We start from the raw sequence: 16,997 nt of genomic DNA, 5'->3' as shown, positions 1-16,997 counted from the left end.
CGCATCTTTCGTCATTTATTTATTTTTTATCTAAACAAGTTTGACGGTATCAAAAAAGTCCTACCCTAAGAAACATCACCCTCCCTTCGGCATATGCTGTAATCGGAGGTGTTTTTGATGGATAAATTTCCAACCTTTCAGCAACCTTTGTTTCATGTGCCTTCCCAGCGGCCTTGCATCTCCCTGGGTGGTTGTGTAGGTAGTAAATTGGTTTCCGCAAGGTTCGATAATGGTATGGTCCTTTCCATCCGGTTGGCTGAATTGGTTCCCAATGAACCAATTAGTTGTTCCAGATGTGGCAGTCCAGCTAAGCCAGATCAGAGGGGTGTCTGCAAGAAGTGTCGCACCGCCCTTTGTCCCTCCTGCGGGAAATGTAAATGCCTATAAAAATAGACTCCCTTAAGATGGGAGTTTATTTTATATAATAAATTTGCTCAAAATGGGAATCACTTACTATAGATATTCTGTAAGGAGGGCACCTATGAGCGAATACCTTGGAAGTAGAGAAGCTAAGCAGGAAATGCTAAAAACTATCATTAAGGATCTCCACAATGGCAAGGATTTTAACCAGGTAAAAGCAAATTTTCAAAACTTAATTAAAGATATTGATGCCAGTGAAATAGCCAATATGGAACAAGCCCTAATTAGAGAAGGGATGAATCCCGAGGAAATTACCAAACTCTGTGATGTACATGCTGCGGTATTTCGGGATGCCCTAGAGCAAAATGAAAAACCACAATTAATTCCTGGCCATCCCCTGTATACTTTGAAACATGAGAATGAGGAAATCAATAAGACCTTAGAGGAAATGGATAGCTACTTCCGAAATGATCAGTTGGATACCCTAAAGGATCGCCTATCATTCTTCCGGGAAAATTTGGACAAGCATTATTCCAAAAAAGAAAATATCATCTTCCCCTACCTTGAGAGACACAACATCACTGGACCACCTTCAGTAATGTGGTCGGTAGATGATGAAATCAGGGATATGGTTAAATTGGTTTTGAGTAGGATCAAGGATGGTGATACCGAAGCCATCAAAACCTCCTATGAAACCATGAAGAATAAAATTTCTGAAATGATCTTTAAAGAAGAAAATATCCTAACCCCCATGTTGTTGGAAACTTTAACAGAGGAAGAATGGGCAGAAATCAAACAGCAGGATGAAGAGTTTGGTGTAGTCTTTTCCAAACCCCACGGAGACTTCTGGCAACCCAAGGCGGACCTAGTAAAACCTGTGGCCAACCAACTTTACGGTGACGCCATGCCTGTTGATACCGGCTTCTTAACCCTTAAAGAAATTAATACCATCCTTACTAATGTGCCTATCGATATTACCTTTGTGGATAAGGATGATACGGTCAGGTATTTTTCCCAGGGCCGGGAACGCATCTTTGTAAGAACTAAATCCATCATTGGACGCAAGGTTCAAAATTGCCACCCGCCTGATAGTGTTCATATGGTTGAAAAAATCCTGTCAGACTTTAAGAATGGAAAACACAGTACCGCAGAGTTTTGGCTAGAATTGGGTGGGAAATTTATTCATATTCGTTATTTTGCACTCAGGGATGAGCAGGGTGAATATCTGGGCACTATGGAGGTAAGCCAAGATGTAACCGGTATCCGTGCTTTAAAGGGTGAACGGCGCTTATTACAATATGAGGATTAGATGGGTGAAATTACCTTAACATAATTCGAGCCATTCATCTTTACAAGTGTTCAAATATTCAATATAATCAAAACAAGGGGAGCGCTTAAGGTTTAGCAGTAAGAACTGGCACGGTTTTAGAGTTTCACAAGGTTCCATGTGAAGTAAGCTGTGGTCTGAACGTTTTGCTTGTTAAGTCCGGTTGTAGTTCCCTATTTCGTATCTAGTTCGGAAAAGTAGTTCCATTGGTAAGATTTTAGAAGATTGTTTAAAAAAGGTTGTGTGTTTTTTAGATCGGTGGCGTTCCCCAAAGGAAACCCGGGATATTTTCCTGGGTTTCCTTTTTTGCACACCCCCAATGGACAGGTGTGCAATATACATAATATAATAAAGGTAATTTGAAATTTTTGTCGAAAAATAGTACTTGTTCAAATACAGCAAAGGGGCATCTTATGACTAATCAACGTAAATTTAGGGATCTAGCTATTACCCTAGTCGTTATTCAGTTAGGCTATATCCTTGCCTTTGTTTGGCTTTTATTTTTAAAGGATCATGCTATTCTAGAACGCTATCTCGGTTTTAATATACCCCATTATAAAAACTTAGAACTGATGACATTGATAATTACCATTTCCACATTAACTATTTTTATATATTCACTTTTGCACTATTTTAAGGCTAGTTATCTGGAACAAGAATATGCACAGGAAAAATTAAAAAATGAATTGTCCCAAAATACAATTCACCTGCTGCGTTGTCATCGCCACGATTTTTTAAATCATTTGCAAGTAATTTTGGGCTATATCCAATTAAACAAAACTACAAAGGCCGAGGAATATATTAAAAACATTAATCAGGAACTCTCAGATATTCGTATAATCAGCAATATTCAGTTGCCAGAAGTAGCGGTTTTACTTTATACAAAAAAGGCAGAAGCCAACCAAAGTAACATCAAATTAAATTTTGATTTTGAAACAGATTTATCTGAAATAGCCATAAAACAAACCGATTTAGTTCGTATAGTATCTAATTTAATCGACAACGCCTTTTATGAGTTAAAAAAATTGACTAACTCAGTTGAAAAAATCGTAGAAGTATCATTTAATTATTTTGATAATCATCTAGTTATTGAGGTGTTTAACACCAGTACCTATATAGAAGATACTGATATTATCTTTACCTACGGTTACACTACCAAAGGAGAGTTAGGATCTGGTATAGGATTATACAATGTAAAAGAACTTGTTGAAAAGTATCATGGCCGTATCACAGTGGAAAGTGACAACGAAAGCGGCACAACCTTTATCATAACCATTTAGGAGGATACAAGGTGACAGACATCTTCTTCGCAGAAATACCTTGGTCTTTACGTTATACCTTTATGGTACTGCAAGCCTTTTCAGTATTTCTGTTTGTTTTATATTTTTCGGAAATTAAATTTTCTATGAAACTTCTCTTGGCCCTGGTGTTGACAAAAATAGTTATCAAAGACTTGTATCAGAGTAACTTTGTGATGGATTTCATGGGTGCTGTCTTTATCAATTTAGTTGTTAACATTATTCTGGTTTTTGCTTTTACAAAGGTGCTTAATTACAAGGTGATTATTTCAACTGTTTTGACCTCCATAGTATTGCTAATTACTATTCCCAGTGTAACAATTTTTCTGGTAGACAACTATCCCACAACCCATCCCCATCTTATTTGGTTCTTTGCCCGAATGCCCCAGGTTATAATACTTAACTTTATTGTACTTTGGGCCCATAAAACCAAATTTATGAGTCACTAGAAAGGCAAAAAAGAGTGTCTACCCCTGAGGTAAACACTCTCCTATTTATATACTGTTTTCCTCAATCTCTTCCAACAACTTAACTACGGTGGTTGGCAGTTTCAATAGGTCAATCACCCTTTGCCATGTTTGCCGCTGACAATCCTCTTTTTGCCAGGATGATTCCTGATGCACCTGATAACCATATTCTATGACTGCATCTTCCTCCAGTGAGAAATAGACCTGCTCTGGCTTATCCTTCATTATTTCAGACAAAGTCCCCAGGCTTATATCCAAGATAAAGGCTTGTCCGTCCAAATACATTTCGATCCATTGGTGGGGGTACTCCCTACCCTCCAAAGTAATGACTCCCTTTTGGATAAACACATCATAGTCCCGCAACAAAAGTAACCCATACAGCATGGAACATGCCTTCTGGGCAAAAACCTCCTCCTCACATTGTTCCTCTGCAAGCACACTTTGTACAGCGGCTGCAGTATCTAAAATCTCTTTTACATGATCCAATTGACAAAACATAATTCTCTCTCCTTTATTCAAATAGTCCAACGTGCTGCATTATATTTTATTTAAAGATTCCCGGGCATAATAGAGATGGCAAAATATTAGCGGGAGACATTCTACATGCTAAAATCCTACATTTCTAGAGCTGATGGTACATTAGAAGAAATTATAGATATCGAGATTGGCTCCTGGATCAGTCTGGTGAATCCCCAGGAGGAAGAAATTGCTCAGGTTCTCACCCTATTAAACATTGAACATGAAATTATTCCAGACGCCTTAGATGAAGCCGAAACACCAAGAATCGAGCGTGAAGATCATTATATCTGGATTATTGTGGATATCCCAGTGGAAGTACACCAGCAAAGAAATTCCCTATTATATGATACCATTCCCCTGACCATTATTGTAACTGAGAATTACTTTGTAACCATTACTTTGCGGGAAAACAATATCATCGAAGAATTTGTGCAAAAAAAGGTCCGGGGACTTTATACCTTTAAGAAAACTCGCTTTGTTTTGCAAATCCTTTATGTCATAGCCACCTACTATCTAAAATATTTAAGACAAATTAACCAGAAAACAAATAAAATTGAAGAAGCACTCCATGAGTCCCTGCGCAATCAGGAATTATATTCCCTATTAAGTTTGAGTAAAAGCCTGGTTTATTTTACGACGTCATTAAAGGCCAATGAAAAGGTAATGGAAAAGATGTTACGAAGCAATTATCTTAAAATGTACGAGGATGATCAAGAGATCCTAGAAGATGCCATCATTGAAAATAAACAAGCCATCGAAATGGCCCATATTTATAGCAATATTTTGAGTGGTATGATGGACGCCTTTGCCTCTGTAATTTCAAATAATGTAAACATCGTCATGAAATTTTTAACTTCCATTACAATTATCCTGGCAGTACCTACTATGATAGCCAGTTTTTACGGTATGAACGTTTACTTGCCCATGCAAGATGTTCCCCAGGCCTTTTCCACCATTATAGTTTTTTGTCTAACACTCTCCATCATTATCGGACTGATTTTTATTAGAAAAAAATATATATGATACTTTTGAAACTCTAAAAACTTCATATTATATCCAGTTAAGTAAGACTTTTTAACCTTCTATTCCGTATACTTTTGGTCTGCCAGGGAATTATTTTATTGGGAGGTGAAAAAATATGGGTAAAGTTACAACTGCCTTAGCAATTAAATTTGTTATGACCTTTTTGGCTTCATGGGTTGCAGTCTCTTTAATAGCAGGTAATAGCTGGACTTGGGCATTGTTAATAGCGGTTATTGGAACTGCTGTTAATTACGTACTTGGTGATAAATTTATCCTTCCCAATTACGGAAATATAGTTGCAGCTGTTTCTGATGGTATTTTATCTTTAGGCTTACTTTGGCTTGTGGATCTTATATCTGTAGATCTTCGTTTGAACAGTACTGCTTATATTACCTTTGCCTTATTAGTGATGGTGGGAGAATACTTCTTTCATAATTATTTGATCAGTACTGGGAAAGTCGAAGAAAAAGATACAAAGGTATAGCATTATTAGAATGGATGGTTAAGCCATCCTTTTTCATATTCTGAATAATAGCAGGACATATTAAAACAAATGAAGTAAAACTCAGGAAGGATGATAGTATTGTTTTTACATGATAAGAAGTTATTACAAATGGTCAGGGTAGAGAAACCAAATCCAACTTATGCTGCAATGATGTCAGAACAGTTGGGCGGTCCCCAGGGGGAACTTAAGGCTGCAATGCAGTACATATCCCAGAGTTTTCGAATCAAGGATCCAGAAATTAAAGACTTGTTTATGGATATCGCCGCAGAAGAACTCAGCCATATGGAAATGGTGGCAACTACAATAAATTTATTAAATGGTCACGATGTTGCTGGTGATACTGTTCAATCCGGACATATTGAGGGACAGGTGCTTTCAGGTCTCTCCCCTATGCTGGTAAATGCTTCGGGATTTCCCTGGACAGCGGCCTACGTCAATGTTACCGGAGATCTTGCAGCAGACCTACTCTCCAATATCGCAGCTGAACAAAGGGCCAAGGTAGTATATGAATATTTGCATCGTCAGATTAACGATAAATATGTCCGTGAAACCATTGACTTCCTCTTAAACCGTGAAGAAGCTCACAACACTTTATTTCGTCAAGCTTTAAACAAGATTCAAAACACTGGTTCAAATAGGGACTGGGGAGTAGATCAAGATGCACGCTTATACTTTGATCTATCAAATCCCGGTACTAACTCCTTTAGTGTGTCAAACCCCAATCCTCCAGCATTTCAGAGCCCTAACGGAGGACATTAAAACAGTTTTTTCCATAAACCTCCTACCGATTTAGTTAGGAGGTTTAATAATTGCTAAATAAATGTTGTTAGAATAATCAATATATATTATGCTACAACCAATTAGTCACTTGCTGAAAACAATATCAGTAAGGGGGGATAAAATGGTTTCTGGATGGCAAACCCCTAAAGATTTTATTTATCAAATACTGTACGGCCTCAATCTGTTTAACGGAATTTCTCCTGACCATTTACAAGCCATTAGTAATGATTGCACATTAAAGGTCCTACGAGTTCAAGACCCTATGATTTACCAATGGGAAATACTGAAAAACTTTTTTATAGTCGCTTCTGGTGAATTAGAGGTTTATACCACCGATGAAAATGGAGACAAAATAATTCTAGATCGTCTTTTTACCGGAGACTACTATGGTGATATCTGTTTACTTACCGGTGAACCATCGCCCGTAAATATCAGTGCACTTAGAAAAAGTCAGGTTATAATCTTTGACGATGCGGCCTTTCATAGGCTAATTCAATTGCTTCCAAAACTAAATAGTAAAATAATTAAAACCCTATCTACCCAACTACAGAAGGTAAACCTTGAGAATACTGCCACCAAAAATAAGCAACTGGCCCTTGCTACCTTTATACTGGAATCTAGGAGTTATTTAAATAAGTTAGTTGGTCAAAGTAAATTTTCTAAGATGCTTAGGCACAAAATTGACGATTTAGCCAAACATAGTGAGCCTTTGCTGATTACAGGGGAAAAGGGAACAGGTAAGCTTTTGGTGGCCAATTTAATCCATAAACGAAGCAGCAGAAAGGATTTACCCTTTATCGTGGTGGATTGCGAGGAACTATCCCAGGATAAAGAGGGTAACAAGCTGCTAGGTCCTTTGTTAAAAACTGGCGCCCTGCCTGAACAGTTTAGTTACCTTGAGCTTGCCCAGAGGGGTACTCTTTATTTAAATGATATCGAGTTGCTGTCCAAGGGAGCTTTACTTAGACTGCTGGAATATGTCAACCGCTCCAGGGAAGTCAGAGTCATCATGACATCCACAGTTAATAACCCCAGTCATTATCTCGAAAAGCGATTTCCTGGTATCACCTGTTACTCGTTATTTCGTAACAAACTTTACCTGGAACCCCTGCGAAATCGTAAAAGGGACATTCCCGAGTTATTGAAGCACTTTGTTGGGTTGAAATGTAGCAAGTATAAAAAAGGGATGATGACTCTCTCTCCAGATGCCGTTGAGAAGTTGCTCTCCCATGATTATCAACAGTCCAACATTCAAGAACTGGAGGAAATCATTGACCGGGCAGTAATATTGACAGATGGCAAGGTCATTGAAGCAGACAGTATCATTCTGGGAGAAGTAACCCGCAGTCTCGCAGGCTATAATCTCTTTAACTTATCGGTATTTAAAGGGCTAATTGATCAAAAAATATGGCCCCAAAGGGCCCAAATGATAGTAACCATATTGTTCTTAGTTATCCTGCTGTTTAGCTTTTTAGAAGGTAATGAAAATTCCTGGGTTAGTCTATTAACCTGGCAGGTTATGGGACCAATTATAATTATGTCTTCCCACGTGCTGGCTAGAGTGTCTTGTTCAATCTGCCCCTTTTCCCAGTTGGCCTCAGTGGCACAGCATATAAAATGTTTTGAGAAACAAATACCACCTTTTTTGACTCGGTATTATTACGTTACGATAATTTTCTTGTTTAGTATAATATTTTGGTATGAAGAGTACTTTTGCATTAAAGAATCTCCCTATCTCACTGGTTGGCTACTGGTAACTATCGCGGCTGCAGCAGTTACCTGCGGTTTTCTTTTTAAGGGTCATGTTTGGTGCCGTTACATGTGTCCCCTAGGGGCAATATTTGCCCTTTGTTCAACCCTTTCTCTGGTTGAACTGCGTACTAAAACTGACATTTGCCAAAACAATTGCCAAACCTATAACTGTTATAAAGGCAGTAGCCGGACTGGCTGCCCCATGCTGCAGCATGCCATGTATATTGACAGCAATATTAACTGCAAGCTCTGCTTCAAATGCGTCACTAACTGCCCCAATGATTCCATCAAGTTTAGTCTCAGACCACCGGGCAGGGAGATCTTGAAGTTGTCTAATGTCCATGGAGGTTTTGCGGTTTTGGTGATCTTCTTCGGCCTTATGTTGATCCCTCCATTAACCCTGACAAGTATCAAGGCCCATTACCCTCTCCGGTGGGAACTGTTGTTTAACCTTTTTTACTGGCTTTTATTTGCCCTATTACTGACACTAGCCGTGCCTTTAATAAAACCTCATCTTTCAAAAAAATACTTTACCCCTTACCTGCGAATGTCCTTAGGCTTCGTACCATTAATTTCAACAGCCCATATTTCCTACCAGTTAGGGGCTAAATTTTATGAACTTAAGACAATTTCCATGCAACTGGTAGGTAACGGCAATCAGCACCTATTCGCCACCAATGCCTTAACTTTTCTACAGACCTTTCTAATGATTTTTGGACTGCTGCTGACATTGTACTATCTCTATAAAATCCTCCCACAAATAAGGCATCAAGGTGTTAGCTATATAACCTTGGCCATTGCCCTAGGGTACTTTACTCTTTTAATTTATTTTCTATAAAAAAATTCAAAAAATGACTTGCCATAATTATTCATATATCATACATTGTTTGTAATAAATTTCACAATCTTGAAAATAAAAAGAAATAGGGAGGTGTTTTCATGAGTCAAATAATTTGTCCCATATTGCAATCAAGGTTAACTAGTAACAATATTTTTAAAGTCAACCAGCCAATTAAAGAAAATTTGTATCCCGTTTATATTTCAAGGTATCTTGCTACTGCATCACTTGCTCCTGCTAAATCTACTATTAAGCTTCCACAAAATACATCTGAATTGTTCTTGCACAAAATTAATTAATGTGCCTCTTCCTAGGATCTTGAGTTTCTATTTCGTAGGATAGGAATTCTTTTATCTTTTCTAGGACCGCCGTGGGCTGTTCCTCTGTCAGGAAATGTCCTGCCCCCGGCAGTCGCAGTGATGGCTGATGGTTTGGCAACAGGCGTTCCAAATCTTTGATAAGTTTTGGCGAGAAGGAGGGATCCTTCATACCCCAGATGATCTGGGTGGGTACTCGCCAGCCATGCAAACTGTGGCCGGTTTTGAACAGCATGTGATAAACAGGGTCCGATTTAAGAATTGGAATTTGCCTTACAGTGCTAAGCTGGGCCCCTCGTTCCGCCTTACGCTGGTAAGGCGCTCGAAAACCCCGACGGGCCTCCTTTGTAAATAGACGACGATTCGAAAAAGCCAAGGGCATAACCACCCTCTGAAGAAAATTAAAACCCTGCACCAGTAGTTCCCCCAGCCCAGGAATACGTAAGGGCCAGAGGACTAAGTAGGACCAGGGAGGTAAATACCTTTGATCACCCCAAACCGCTGGTACCGAACCACTGGTGTTTAAAATGATCAGGCGCTTAACCAGCTGCTTGTGCTCTGCAGCCCAGGCGAGGCCAATAATACCTCCGATATCATGGAGTACCAGGGTAATCTCAGTCAGTCCTATTTTTTCTACAAAAAGTGCTAGGCGTTGCACCTGGGCTTGAAGACTATAGTCCTCCCCTGCAGGTTTATCGGACCAGCCAAAGCCCAAAAAATCTGGTGCAATACAACGGTATGCCAAACTCAAGTCGGGAATAAAATGCCGATAGAGATAACACCAAGTAGGATTGCCATGCAGCATCAAAAGTACCTCGCCGTCCCCCTCATCCAAATAGTGCATGTTATACCCTTCTATTTCTAGATACTTTGAGTTAAATTTATAGCCCCCGTTTTGCAACAACTCTCCCCCCGATAATCTATAAGCAAATTAACCATTTAACAATAAAATTGAAATAATGGACTGAACTTTGCCAGGAACTAGCAAGACCTGGGTATTCTGGCCCGGGCCTTTTTAAGACTTTTTACTTATTTAAAATTATAGCTTTAAATTGTTAAAATGAATATATTTAATCTTCTTTAATAACTGCGTTAAAACAATCATAGGCATTATATTTGATAGGGGTGAAAAAATGGATACTAGTTTTGCAAAATGGGTTCATCAGTATATACATGTTGTTTTTCAGCATGCTCAAAAGGAGTTGCGTTATCACAAGGAGTACCAAAAAGATCAGTCAAAACAACTGAAAGGACGCCGTCTCTGGGGTCGGTTATCAAAATTTGAAAATCACGTATCGTATATGAAACAAATAAACAGTGAAAGCTGGTCTTCTCTGCATTCAAACGCTAAAGAAGAAATTTCTGACCATCTGCATGCCCTAGGGGAATTATCAGCAAAGCAAGTGACCGTCACAGAATTATATAATGATTTTCCGGATTTGCGATTTGCCTTTGGCAAAGCAGTAGCTCCCTCTTCCCGTCCTAACTGGACCCAAGAACGTCAACGGATATATCAACTAGCTGAAGAAAAAGGACTAGACAAAGAAAAGATCGAAACGGGTTTGAAATATCTCGATACCTATGATCCAAAGAAAGAGTTAAAAAACATTGAGGGAATCGTTGTAAACATGTATGAGCGTCTACACCTTGATTGGCTTCGCAGAACAGGGGCGTTGATGGGCTCTAGGTTTGCCGAACTGGTTGCTTCCTTCAACTTAGTATCTACACCTACTCCAGACTCTTCTTTATTACCCTCCTTGCCAGCAGAAATTTCAAAAAAATTAACAATAATTAACCAAGTGGAAACTGAAATCTGGTTATCTTTAAAAAGTAAAGAAGGCAAGACAATCCTTCAAGAAAAAATTCGGTTATTGAAGGAACAGACGGAAGAGGATATTCATTCTTTTACAATTCCCCGACTTGACTTGATCGCTTCTCTTAGGAAGGAAAATCCCCAAGACCCTTCCCTTGGCAATTTAGCAATTGAAATAGCCGACCTCGCTCGCAGGCAATTACAAGCACAGGCATTAGCAGATACACTAAATTGGGCACTTGACCTTGAGGGAAAAGTGCTTAAGGAATGGATAAAGGCTGCTCAAGCTGCAACATGTTATGAAACCAAATATCAATGGCCACAGCCTGTTCCAATTGACACCCTGTTAGCTTCCCCACAACGCTATGAAGGGCAAGATGTTGTTATCGAAGGGTTAGTAAAGGAAGTAAAGATAGAGCATAAGGGGAAAGAAAGAAAGGTTATATCAACCGCCTTGGTAGCTGGAGATACCAGTAATATAACTGTCAGTTTACCCTTTATTAAATTAGACTCCGGTGGCTTAGTCCCCGGTGCCTGGTGCCGACTAGCTGGCACTTGGAAAGGTTCTTCGAAGGACGCTTTAGGTGAACCTGCCTTGGAAATAGATAGAATCCCCTATACAAAACTGGGTAAAGAAAGTTTCAGGGACTGGTTAACCAATCAGATAGCACCCATATTTTTACGAATCCCCCATGAAATTGCTGGGACGTGGAGTTGGCAAAAGGGTTCAAATGGTGCAGCAAATCCATTAAAATACGGTGTCTGGTGCAGGCACGAAAGGAGTTCAAAACGTGGGAGACGATAACTATGAAATTATTAGAGAAGCTTATGAACAAGCTGTTGAAGAATATAATAAAGCTTTAGGTGCTGAAATTACAGCGGAGATTGCCATGTGGGGTAACGGTGCAGCCACCGTGGCTGCAGGCGCAGCAGCTACACTTTGTTGGGCTGGCTTAGAAGCACCAAGTTTGGGTTTAGCAACAGGCGTTTGTGTAGCAGCTACCGCTGCAGCCGTAGCTGAAGGAGTCCAAACTTCGGGGGCTATTATACAGGAGGAACTGGCTGAGGAAGCCAGAGAAGATGCTGAGTGGTACATGGAATGGTTGGAAGAAATCTATTGTTTTTATTTGGAACACGGTAGCTTCCATGCTGATTTAGGGGAACCACCGGAGATACCAGAAATCACTATACCAGAACCAGATGAAATGGAGTATCCCCTTGAGGATTGTTGTGAATAGGAGTTAAAAATGTCAAGTTATTCCTTTTTACTTAATTTACGAAGCGAAACATTAAACCCCAAAATTCTAAAACCTCTCTCACCTAAGGGTTTTTTAGTTTCACCCAAGTATGCAACGGGTCGGGTTCGAGAAAACATCGAGGAGTTTAATAATTCAGGAGCAATGATCCTAGCTGATAACGGAAATTTCTCTTTCATTGATGATATTACCACTAATTTTGATGCCCGCTCTGATGCATTTATCGATAAGGTAGTCAAAGAAGAAAAAAGATTGGGTCATAAAGTACGGCCTGGGGACTTAAGTGATAGCTTATTGAACGAATGTACCAGCTTAGCCCTTGAGGTACAAAAGACTGCAAACAAGATCTCTCTTGCTAACAAAGATCCATTGGAATTTACTCCAAGTCACCTTATTGGCGCAGAGGATCTAACGGTAGCTGCTTTATTGAAACTAAACATTGAACCGCACTATCTGAATCTGGACCGAAATTTTTTTAAAAATTTAAATACTGGCGTAACCAGTCAGGCCATGAGGCATATGGAGAAACTCCCGGCAGAGTTATCAAAAAATTATTATCCAGTAGCCTCCGCCATGTCTTATGATACGGCCTATGATGCAGGTGAGGTATTTGCTAAAGCAGGCATACCAAAAGTTGCAATGGGCTTTGGAGCATATCTTAGTGATCGTAGAGTAACCGATTATGTAGATATTGCAGGCATTAGGACAGAATTTCAAGATCGATTACCCAATAGCTATATTCGTTCTGGAATCATTGCCAAGGGATTTTGGGATGGCTATACCAGTTTCTTAGGCAAACCCCCTGAAGCATTTCATTTTTTAGGACTGGGAGTACCGATCATGCTAGGGATAATGTCACTTTTTACTTGGGAAACACCTACCATTACCTTTGACGCAACCAGTCCAATAAAGGATGCTTTCTCAGGAACAATGTATATATCTCATCCAAGTTTTTTGAAAGTTAAAAATTATCGTCTAAGTACTAAATTGGCCAATGGGTTTATTGAAAAGTGGGATTGTCCCTGCCCATTTTGCCAAGATTTTATCAAAAAATACCCCTTCGACTATGACAAAGGAACTGCCTGGTTCCAGGAAAATCAGCGAGAAGTTAAGGATGATGATTTGGAAGAAGAAAGTCCCCTTGCCAAAGCATACCCCTTATTTGCCAAACTAGATAATCACAGCATGGGAAAAGAAATCAGACTTGCAAGGATTGGCCATAATCACTGGATGTTAAACGAAATGATGGAGGAATTAAGCAGTCATTCAATTGACTTCTCAGGTCTAAAAAAATACATGGGTAAAATTGTGGAGAACTATCAAAAGACAGCACTTTCTGCTAACTACGCCCAGGCAATCCAGTTCCTATACCAAATTGCTACAACTAATGAGAACGACTAATACTCCAACTAGAGAGATTAAAATTAAGTTTGCCCGGTTAATTAAAAATTACCGGGTTATTTTTATTTAAAGCTTGCTGTAGCTATCAAGCTAATTTCCAAAGTAATTTAAAGTATATTTAGGCTGTCTTCTAGACTTGCACTTAATATAAAAGCAAAAAAGATCAAGTCAAAACAGCAGACTTGATCAATAAAAATTTTTAACTACCAGCTTTCAGTTTTTCTCAGCAAAATTAATTTTAATATCAAGGATTTCCGATTGTGTACCAATGCGCACAGGTGGACCCCAGATGCCATAGCCCGATGAAACTATTACTTGCAGATTATCCTTAGCTAGGTAACCATAATCAACTTCATATATCCTTTTTGTTATCAGTTGATTAGGAAAGAATTGTCCCCTGTGGGTATGCCCAGAAAGTTGCAAATCAACCCCATTATCCTTTGCTTCGTCTAAAGCCACTGGCTGATGATCCAGTAATATAATAGGTTTTTCCTTATTTACATTCTGTAAAATAGCCTGCAAACTTTTTCGTTCTCTAGAAGCATCTTCCCGTCCAACTATATATATTCCAGCCACTTCAATAACTTCATCCCTTAGTATTTTTATATTTGCTTTCTTAAAGATTGCTAGACTTTCAGCGAGGTTGCCGCTGTAGTATTCATGGTTTCCCAGTACACCGTATATGCCATATTTTGCTTTGATGCCCTTTAAGGTCTCTTGCTCCTTCTTCAAAGAATTTATATCTTTATCATCAAAGATATCTCCTACAAAAAATACCATATCAGGGTTTAAGGCATTGATATCTTGAACCATTTTTGCAATATAGTCGTTGCTCTTTTGTTTGTCGATATGGATATCAGAGAGCATGACTACCCGCAGGTCATCTGCCTGCTTGGGTATGACAAGATCATAGGGCTCCACTTTTATATTCTTAGCCTGTAGGGAGCCGTAGAAAATTGTTAAAAAGATTAATAAGTAGCAGCCAAGGATAAAGGGTTTATATTTAATAAGAAGGCCCAGTACGGCTACAAAGGTAGCAAAATAGAAGAAAACGATCCAATAATTACCGATCTTTTCAAAGATACCTACGGGGCTTATACGTCCTATTAGGGGGGTAAGGGCGATAATAATAAAGATTGGCCAATAAGCCAATTTATTAATTTTTAATAAATCATATAGTTGTCTTCCAATTAGTAAGTTCAAGAATGTATAAATAATTAATATGACAAAAAACCAAACTCTCATGACATACCCCTTTGTTGTTAGTGCTGTAATCTCTTCATAGAATTATGGGCCATATTATCCATGTGATTAAATATATCCCATGATAAACATACAGTCAAATGGGTGGTTTTTCCTTGGCAAAAATAAAAACACCACTTTGTCACTTATAGAAGCGGTGTTTAGAATTCGGACTAACTTAAACTAGATTTTGCTTTTTTCTTATTAGTTTCTCTTTTACCCCAAGGCTTAAACACAGAAATAAAGGCTGCGATAATTAGGATAATAGCTTGTAAAGAACCAAAATATTTGTTCATTGTTAAATAATATAAATACGTATCATTTTGGAGTGCTAATAAGCGATCAACTTTAGAGATAGCCTCCATCCCATTAACCCAGGGGCCAAGGAAGAAGGTTCCAAATAAAATAGCTGCTATATTGATAATATATTTAACTATAATCCAATTGAATTTGAAGAATCCCCAGTTAGTTAGCAACGAAAATAAAATACCTGTCATTAAACACCCAATGGCGGAAGGTATAATGATGTAGTCATCAATCAATTTTATTGATGCGTGAACTGCCCATAGTTCATCACCGTCTATAATATGTCCCCTGACAAAGGTAAGAAGTATCATCGATGCCGCCGCACCAATCCACAGACAGGCAAAAAAGATGTGAAAACCCTTTAACCAGGACCTACCTGTGGAACCTAATGTTTTCATATATTCACCTCCTTCCTTTATTGTATATTTGAATAACATATTTAGAATTATTCCCACTTATTTCTACTAAACCTTTATATATCCTTCTATATAGTAAACTGTTCTATGAACGATGTTATTGTTTTTATCAAGTACCACAGAGAAAACTGACGTAAATGGAAAGCGCTTTCGTCGCAATTATTTTTAGTAAAGAAAGCTGAAATTAGTCTGAAACCAGTTTTTCAGACTAATTTCAGTTAGGGCTTGTATGATATGGTCCATGAGGAGAATACACCGATTGGAGGTGTTAGATTGTCACAATATCAGAACGTATTTCAACGGTATGAGGAAAAGTATTTAATGGATGAGCATCAATATCAAGCTCTAATTAAATTTTTGCAAGGCAGGATGACTTCAAATATGTATGGGCGCCATACCATCTCTTAGGCCCCTGACTTACAAGACTTACGGAGGAATTGAAATGAGGAATACTAAATTTAAGTTATGGTTTGATGCAGCAATGATGATAACTTTATGTTTACTATATAATACCCATTCAACTGGTTTAGCATTTCATGAAATAGCCGGACTTGTGTTAGGTGGAGCAGTAATCCTTCACCTTTTTTTCAACAAGGATTGGGTCATTGGGATCAGCAAAAAAATATTCTCAAAGAACCTGAACTGGAAAACCAGGTTTTCCTATTCATTAAACCTTATCCTTTTGATTGATATGTTTTTTATCATCTTAAGTGGATTATTAATATCTAAGATTGTTACTCCGGATTTTTCGGGTATTTACTTCTGTAAATTGGATGCCGATTCATATCTTTTCATCCACTTTGGGACTAGTAATAGTTGGCGTGCATATTGGGTTACATTGGAACTGGATTAAGCAAATGGGAAGCCGTGTTCCTCACTTGGCGAATCTGTTTTCCTTTAATATGCCCGCTCTAAAATTGGTATCAATTATTATACTGATTGTTGGGACATTTGTTTTATTTGGCCAAGTATCCAAAATGGTCTCTATTACACCAGCAATGTTCAGTAATAATGCTATAAGGTATGAACAGGGCAAGCAGCATTTTGAAAGGCCTGAGGATTCTCGGCAAATTTTTGAAGGTAACCAAACGAGTCAAAATGAACAATACCAAAATGTTAGAAAAGGAAAAGGATTTCATAGGCGTGAGGAAATATCTTCCTTTTCACAGCTGGCGGGGAATATCTCCAACCTTCTTCTCTATTCTTCTGCTTTAGGTTCTATAGCGTTTTATACCTATTTAGTAGCTAGGAGACCGAAAAAACTACTGTAATGGTTGGTTATTACAAATATTCTTCATAAATATGTGATCTATAGATTTATGAATTTCGATGCAAGAACATCAGTCCGGATATATAAGGTGTTGCGTAAATTTGTCA

At 38.5% G+C, this 16,997-nt stretch carries 19 protein-coding genes; 15 read left to right on the top strand and 4 right to left on the bottom strand.

Features of this window, described 5'->3' with window-relative positions:
• The first annotated feature begins 117 nt into the window (after positions 1–117).
• From ACYQ03_RS06035 to ACYQ03_RS06020, 4 genes are all read left to right on the top strand, one after another.
• Positions 118–387 carry a hypothetical protein gene (locus tag ACYQ03_RS06035; RefSeq protein ID WP_459908383.1) on the top strand — a complete coding sequence of 90 codons (270 nt, stop codon included), beginning with the start codon at positions 118–120 and terminating at the stop codon, positions 385–387.
• 94 nt (positions 388–481) lie between these two features.
• The gene (locus ACYQ03_RS06030; protein WP_459908381.1) at positions 482–1,669 is read left to right on the top strand and encodes a DUF438 domain-containing protein; all 1,188 of its coding nucleotides are present in this window, start codon (positions 482–484) and stop codon (positions 1,667–1,669) included.
• 431 nt (positions 1,670–2,100) lie between these two features.
• Positions 2,101–2,967, top strand: a complete 867-nt coding sequence (locus ACYQ03_RS06025) for a sensor histidine kinase (protein ID WP_459908379.1) — start codon at positions 2,101–2,103, stop codon at positions 2,965–2,967.
• Positions 2,968–2,978: 11 nt separating this feature from the next.
• Positions 2,979–3,434, top strand: a complete 456-nt coding sequence (locus tag ACYQ03_RS06020; protein WP_459908377.1) for a hypothetical protein — start codon at positions 2,979–2,981, stop codon at positions 3,432–3,434.
• A gap of 45 nt (positions 3,435–3,479) precedes the next feature.
• Here ACYQ03_RS06020 and ACYQ03_RS06015 read toward each other — a convergent pair whose 3' ends face one another.
• Positions 3,480–3,950 (bottom strand): hypothetical protein, encoded by a 471-nt coding sequence (locus ACYQ03_RS06015; protein ID WP_459908375.1) that lies wholly within the window; start codon positions 3,948–3,950, stop codon positions 3,480–3,482.
• Positions 3,951–4,055: 105 nt separating this feature from the next.
• Between ACYQ03_RS06015 and ACYQ03_RS06010 the strand changes: the two genes are divergently transcribed.
• The 5 genes from ACYQ03_RS06010 (at position 4,056) to ACYQ03_RS05990 (ending at position 9,168) form a co-directional block, all read left to right on the top strand.
• Positions 4,056–4,994 carry a magnesium transporter CorA family protein gene (locus ACYQ03_RS06010; protein ID WP_459908373.1) on the top strand — a complete coding sequence of 313 codons (939 nt, stop codon included), beginning with the start codon at positions 4,056–4,058 and terminating at the stop codon, positions 4,992–4,994.
• Between the two features lie 115 nt (positions 4,995–5,109).
• Positions 5,110–5,478, top strand: coding sequence for a DUF2512 family protein (locus ACYQ03_RS06005; RefSeq protein WP_459908371.1), 369 nt, complete (start codon positions 5,110–5,112; stop codon positions 5,476–5,478).
• Between the two features lie 99 nt (positions 5,479–5,577).
• A complete protein-coding gene (locus ACYQ03_RS06000; protein ID WP_459908370.1) occupies positions 5,578–6,258 on the top strand; it encodes a manganese catalase family protein in 681 nt (226 codons plus the stop codon).
• 142 nt (positions 6,259–6,400) lie between these two features.
• Complete coding sequence (locus tag ACYQ03_RS05995) at positions 6,401–8,869, top strand: sigma 54-interacting transcriptional regulator (protein WP_459908368.1); 2,469 nt, start codon at positions 6,401–6,403, stop codon at positions 8,867–8,869.
• 101 nt (positions 8,870–8,970) lie between these two features.
• Positions 8,971–9,168 carry a hypothetical protein gene (locus ACYQ03_RS05990; protein WP_459908366.1) on the top strand — a complete coding sequence of 66 codons (198 nt, stop codon included), beginning with the start codon at positions 8,971–8,973 and terminating at the stop codon, positions 9,166–9,168.
• Here ACYQ03_RS05990 and ACYQ03_RS05985 read toward each other — a convergent pair.
• Positions 9,161–10,087, bottom strand: coding sequence for an alpha/beta fold hydrolase (locus ACYQ03_RS05985; protein WP_459908364.1), 927 nt, complete (start codon positions 10,085–10,087; stop codon positions 9,161–9,163). The genes ACYQ03_RS05990 and ACYQ03_RS05985 overlap by 8 nt on opposite strands.
• A gap of 232 nt (positions 10,088–10,319) precedes the next feature.
• Here ACYQ03_RS05985 and ACYQ03_RS05980 point away from each other — a divergent pair, with 232 nt between their 5' ends.
• From ACYQ03_RS05980 to ACYQ03_RS05970, 3 genes are read left to right on the top strand one after another with little or no spacing between them, the layout of a single operon-like run.
• The gene (locus ACYQ03_RS05980) at positions 10,320–11,804 is read left to right on the top strand and encodes a hypothetical protein (RefSeq protein ID WP_459908363.1); all 1,485 of its coding nucleotides are present in this window, start codon (positions 10,320–10,322) and stop codon (positions 11,802–11,804) included.
• Positions 11,791–12,237, top strand: coding sequence for a hypothetical protein (locus ACYQ03_RS05975; RefSeq protein WP_459908362.1), 447 nt, complete (start codon positions 11,791–11,793; stop codon positions 12,235–12,237). Before ACYQ03_RS05980 ends, ACYQ03_RS05975 begins: the two co-directional genes overlap by 14 nt.
• 9 nt (positions 12,238–12,246) lie before the next feature.
• Complete coding sequence (locus ACYQ03_RS05970; protein ID WP_459908360.1) at positions 12,247–13,656, top strand: hypothetical protein; 1,410 nt, start codon at positions 12,247–12,249, stop codon at positions 13,654–13,656.
• Between the two features lie 213 nt (positions 13,657–13,869).
• On the opposite strand, the gene ACYQ03_RS05965 is transcribed toward ACYQ03_RS05970, so the two are convergent.
• Together ACYQ03_RS05965 and ACYQ03_RS05960 are read right to left on the bottom strand one after the other, a co-directional pair.
• The gene (locus ACYQ03_RS05965; RefSeq protein ID WP_459908358.1) at positions 13,870–14,901 is read right to left on the bottom strand and encodes a metallophosphoesterase; all 1,032 of its coding nucleotides are present in this window, start codon (positions 14,899–14,901) and stop codon (positions 13,870–13,872) included.
• Between the two features lie 170 nt (positions 14,902–15,071).
• Positions 15,072–15,602: a hypothetical protein gene (locus tag ACYQ03_RS05960; protein WP_459908357.1), complete on the bottom strand. Its 531-nt coding sequence runs from the start codon at positions 15,600–15,602 to the stop codon at positions 15,072–15,074.
• Positions 15,603–15,893: 291 nt separating this feature from the next.
• Here ACYQ03_RS05960 and ACYQ03_RS05955 point away from each other — a divergent pair, with 291 nt between their 5' ends.
• The 3 genes from ACYQ03_RS05955 to ACYQ03_RS05945 are packed head-to-tail and all read left to right on the top strand — an operon-like array spanning position 15,894 to position 16,891.
• Positions 15,894–16,028, top strand: coding sequence for a hypothetical protein (locus tag ACYQ03_RS05955; protein ID WP_459908356.1), 135 nt, complete (start codon positions 15,894–15,896; stop codon positions 16,026–16,028).
• 34 nt (positions 16,029–16,062) lie between these two features.
• Complete coding sequence (locus ACYQ03_RS05950; RefSeq protein WP_459908355.1) at positions 16,063–16,473, top strand: hypothetical protein; 411 nt, start codon at positions 16,063–16,065, stop codon at positions 16,471–16,473.
• A complete protein-coding gene (locus ACYQ03_RS05945) occupies positions 16,442–16,891 on the top strand; it encodes a hypothetical protein (protein ID WP_459908353.1) in 450 nt (149 codons plus the stop codon). The genes ACYQ03_RS05950 and ACYQ03_RS05945 overlap by 32 nt, the downstream gene beginning before the upstream one ends.
• Positions 16,892–16,997: the final 106 nt, after the last annotated feature.

The sequence above is a fragment of the Desulfotomaculum defluvii genome, from assembly GCF_054657375.1.
Note: the sequence above shows the minus strand (reverse complement) of the source record. Positions and strands in the feature narration are given on the sequence as shown.

What these genes read in the sequence shown, in the direction of transcription:
- ACYQ03_RS06010 (WP_459908373.1), top strand. Translation starts at nt 4,056, where the DNA reads ATGCTAAAATCCTACATTTCTAGAGCTGATGGTACATTAGAAGAAATT.
- ACYQ03_RS06025 (WP_459908379.1), top strand. Translation starts at nt 2,101, where the DNA reads ATGACTAATCAACGTAAATTTAGGGATCTAGCTATTACCCTAGTCGTT.
- ACYQ03_RS06005 (WP_459908371.1), top strand. Translation starts at nt 5,110, where the DNA reads ATGGGTAAAGTTACAACTGCCTTAGCAATTAAATTTGTTATGACCTTT.
- ACYQ03_RS05950 (WP_459908355.1), top strand. Translation starts at nt 16,063, where the DNA reads ATGAGGAATACTAAATTTAAGTTATGGTTTGATGCAGCAATGATGATA.
- ACYQ03_RS05990 (WP_459908366.1), top strand. Translation starts at nt 8,971, where the DNA reads ATGAGTCAAATAATTTGTCCCATATTGCAATCAAGGTTAACTAGTAAC.
- ACYQ03_RS05965 (WP_459908358.1), bottom strand. Translation starts at nt 14,901, where the DNA reads ATGAGAGTTTGGTTTTTTGTCATATTAATTATTTATACATTCTTGAAC.
- ACYQ03_RS06030 (WP_459908381.1), top strand. Translation starts at nt 482, where the DNA reads ATGAGCGAATACCTTGGAAGTAGAGAAGCTAAGCAGGAAATGCTAAAA.
- ACYQ03_RS06035 (WP_459908383.1), top strand. Translation starts at nt 118, where the DNA reads ATGGATAAATTTCCAACCTTTCAGCAACCTTTGTTTCATGTGCCTTCC.
- ACYQ03_RS05995 (WP_459908368.1), top strand. Translation starts at nt 6,401, where the DNA reads ATGGTTTCTGGATGGCAAACCCCTAAAGATTTTATTTATCAAATACTG.
- ACYQ03_RS05970 (WP_459908360.1), top strand. Translation starts at nt 12,247, where the DNA reads ATGTCAAGTTATTCCTTTTTACTTAATTTACGAAGCGAAACATTAAAC.
- ACYQ03_RS06015 (WP_459908375.1), bottom strand. Translation starts at nt 3,950, where the DNA reads ATGTTTTGTCAATTGGATCATGTAAAAGAGATTTTAGATACTGCAGCC.
- ACYQ03_RS05980 (WP_459908363.1), top strand. Translation starts at nt 10,320, where the DNA reads ATGGATACTAGTTTTGCAAAATGGGTTCATCAGTATATACATGTTGTT.
- ACYQ03_RS05960 (WP_459908357.1), bottom strand. Translation starts at nt 15,602, where the DNA reads ATGAAAACATTAGGTTCCACAGGTAGGTCCTGGTTAAAGGGTTTTCAC.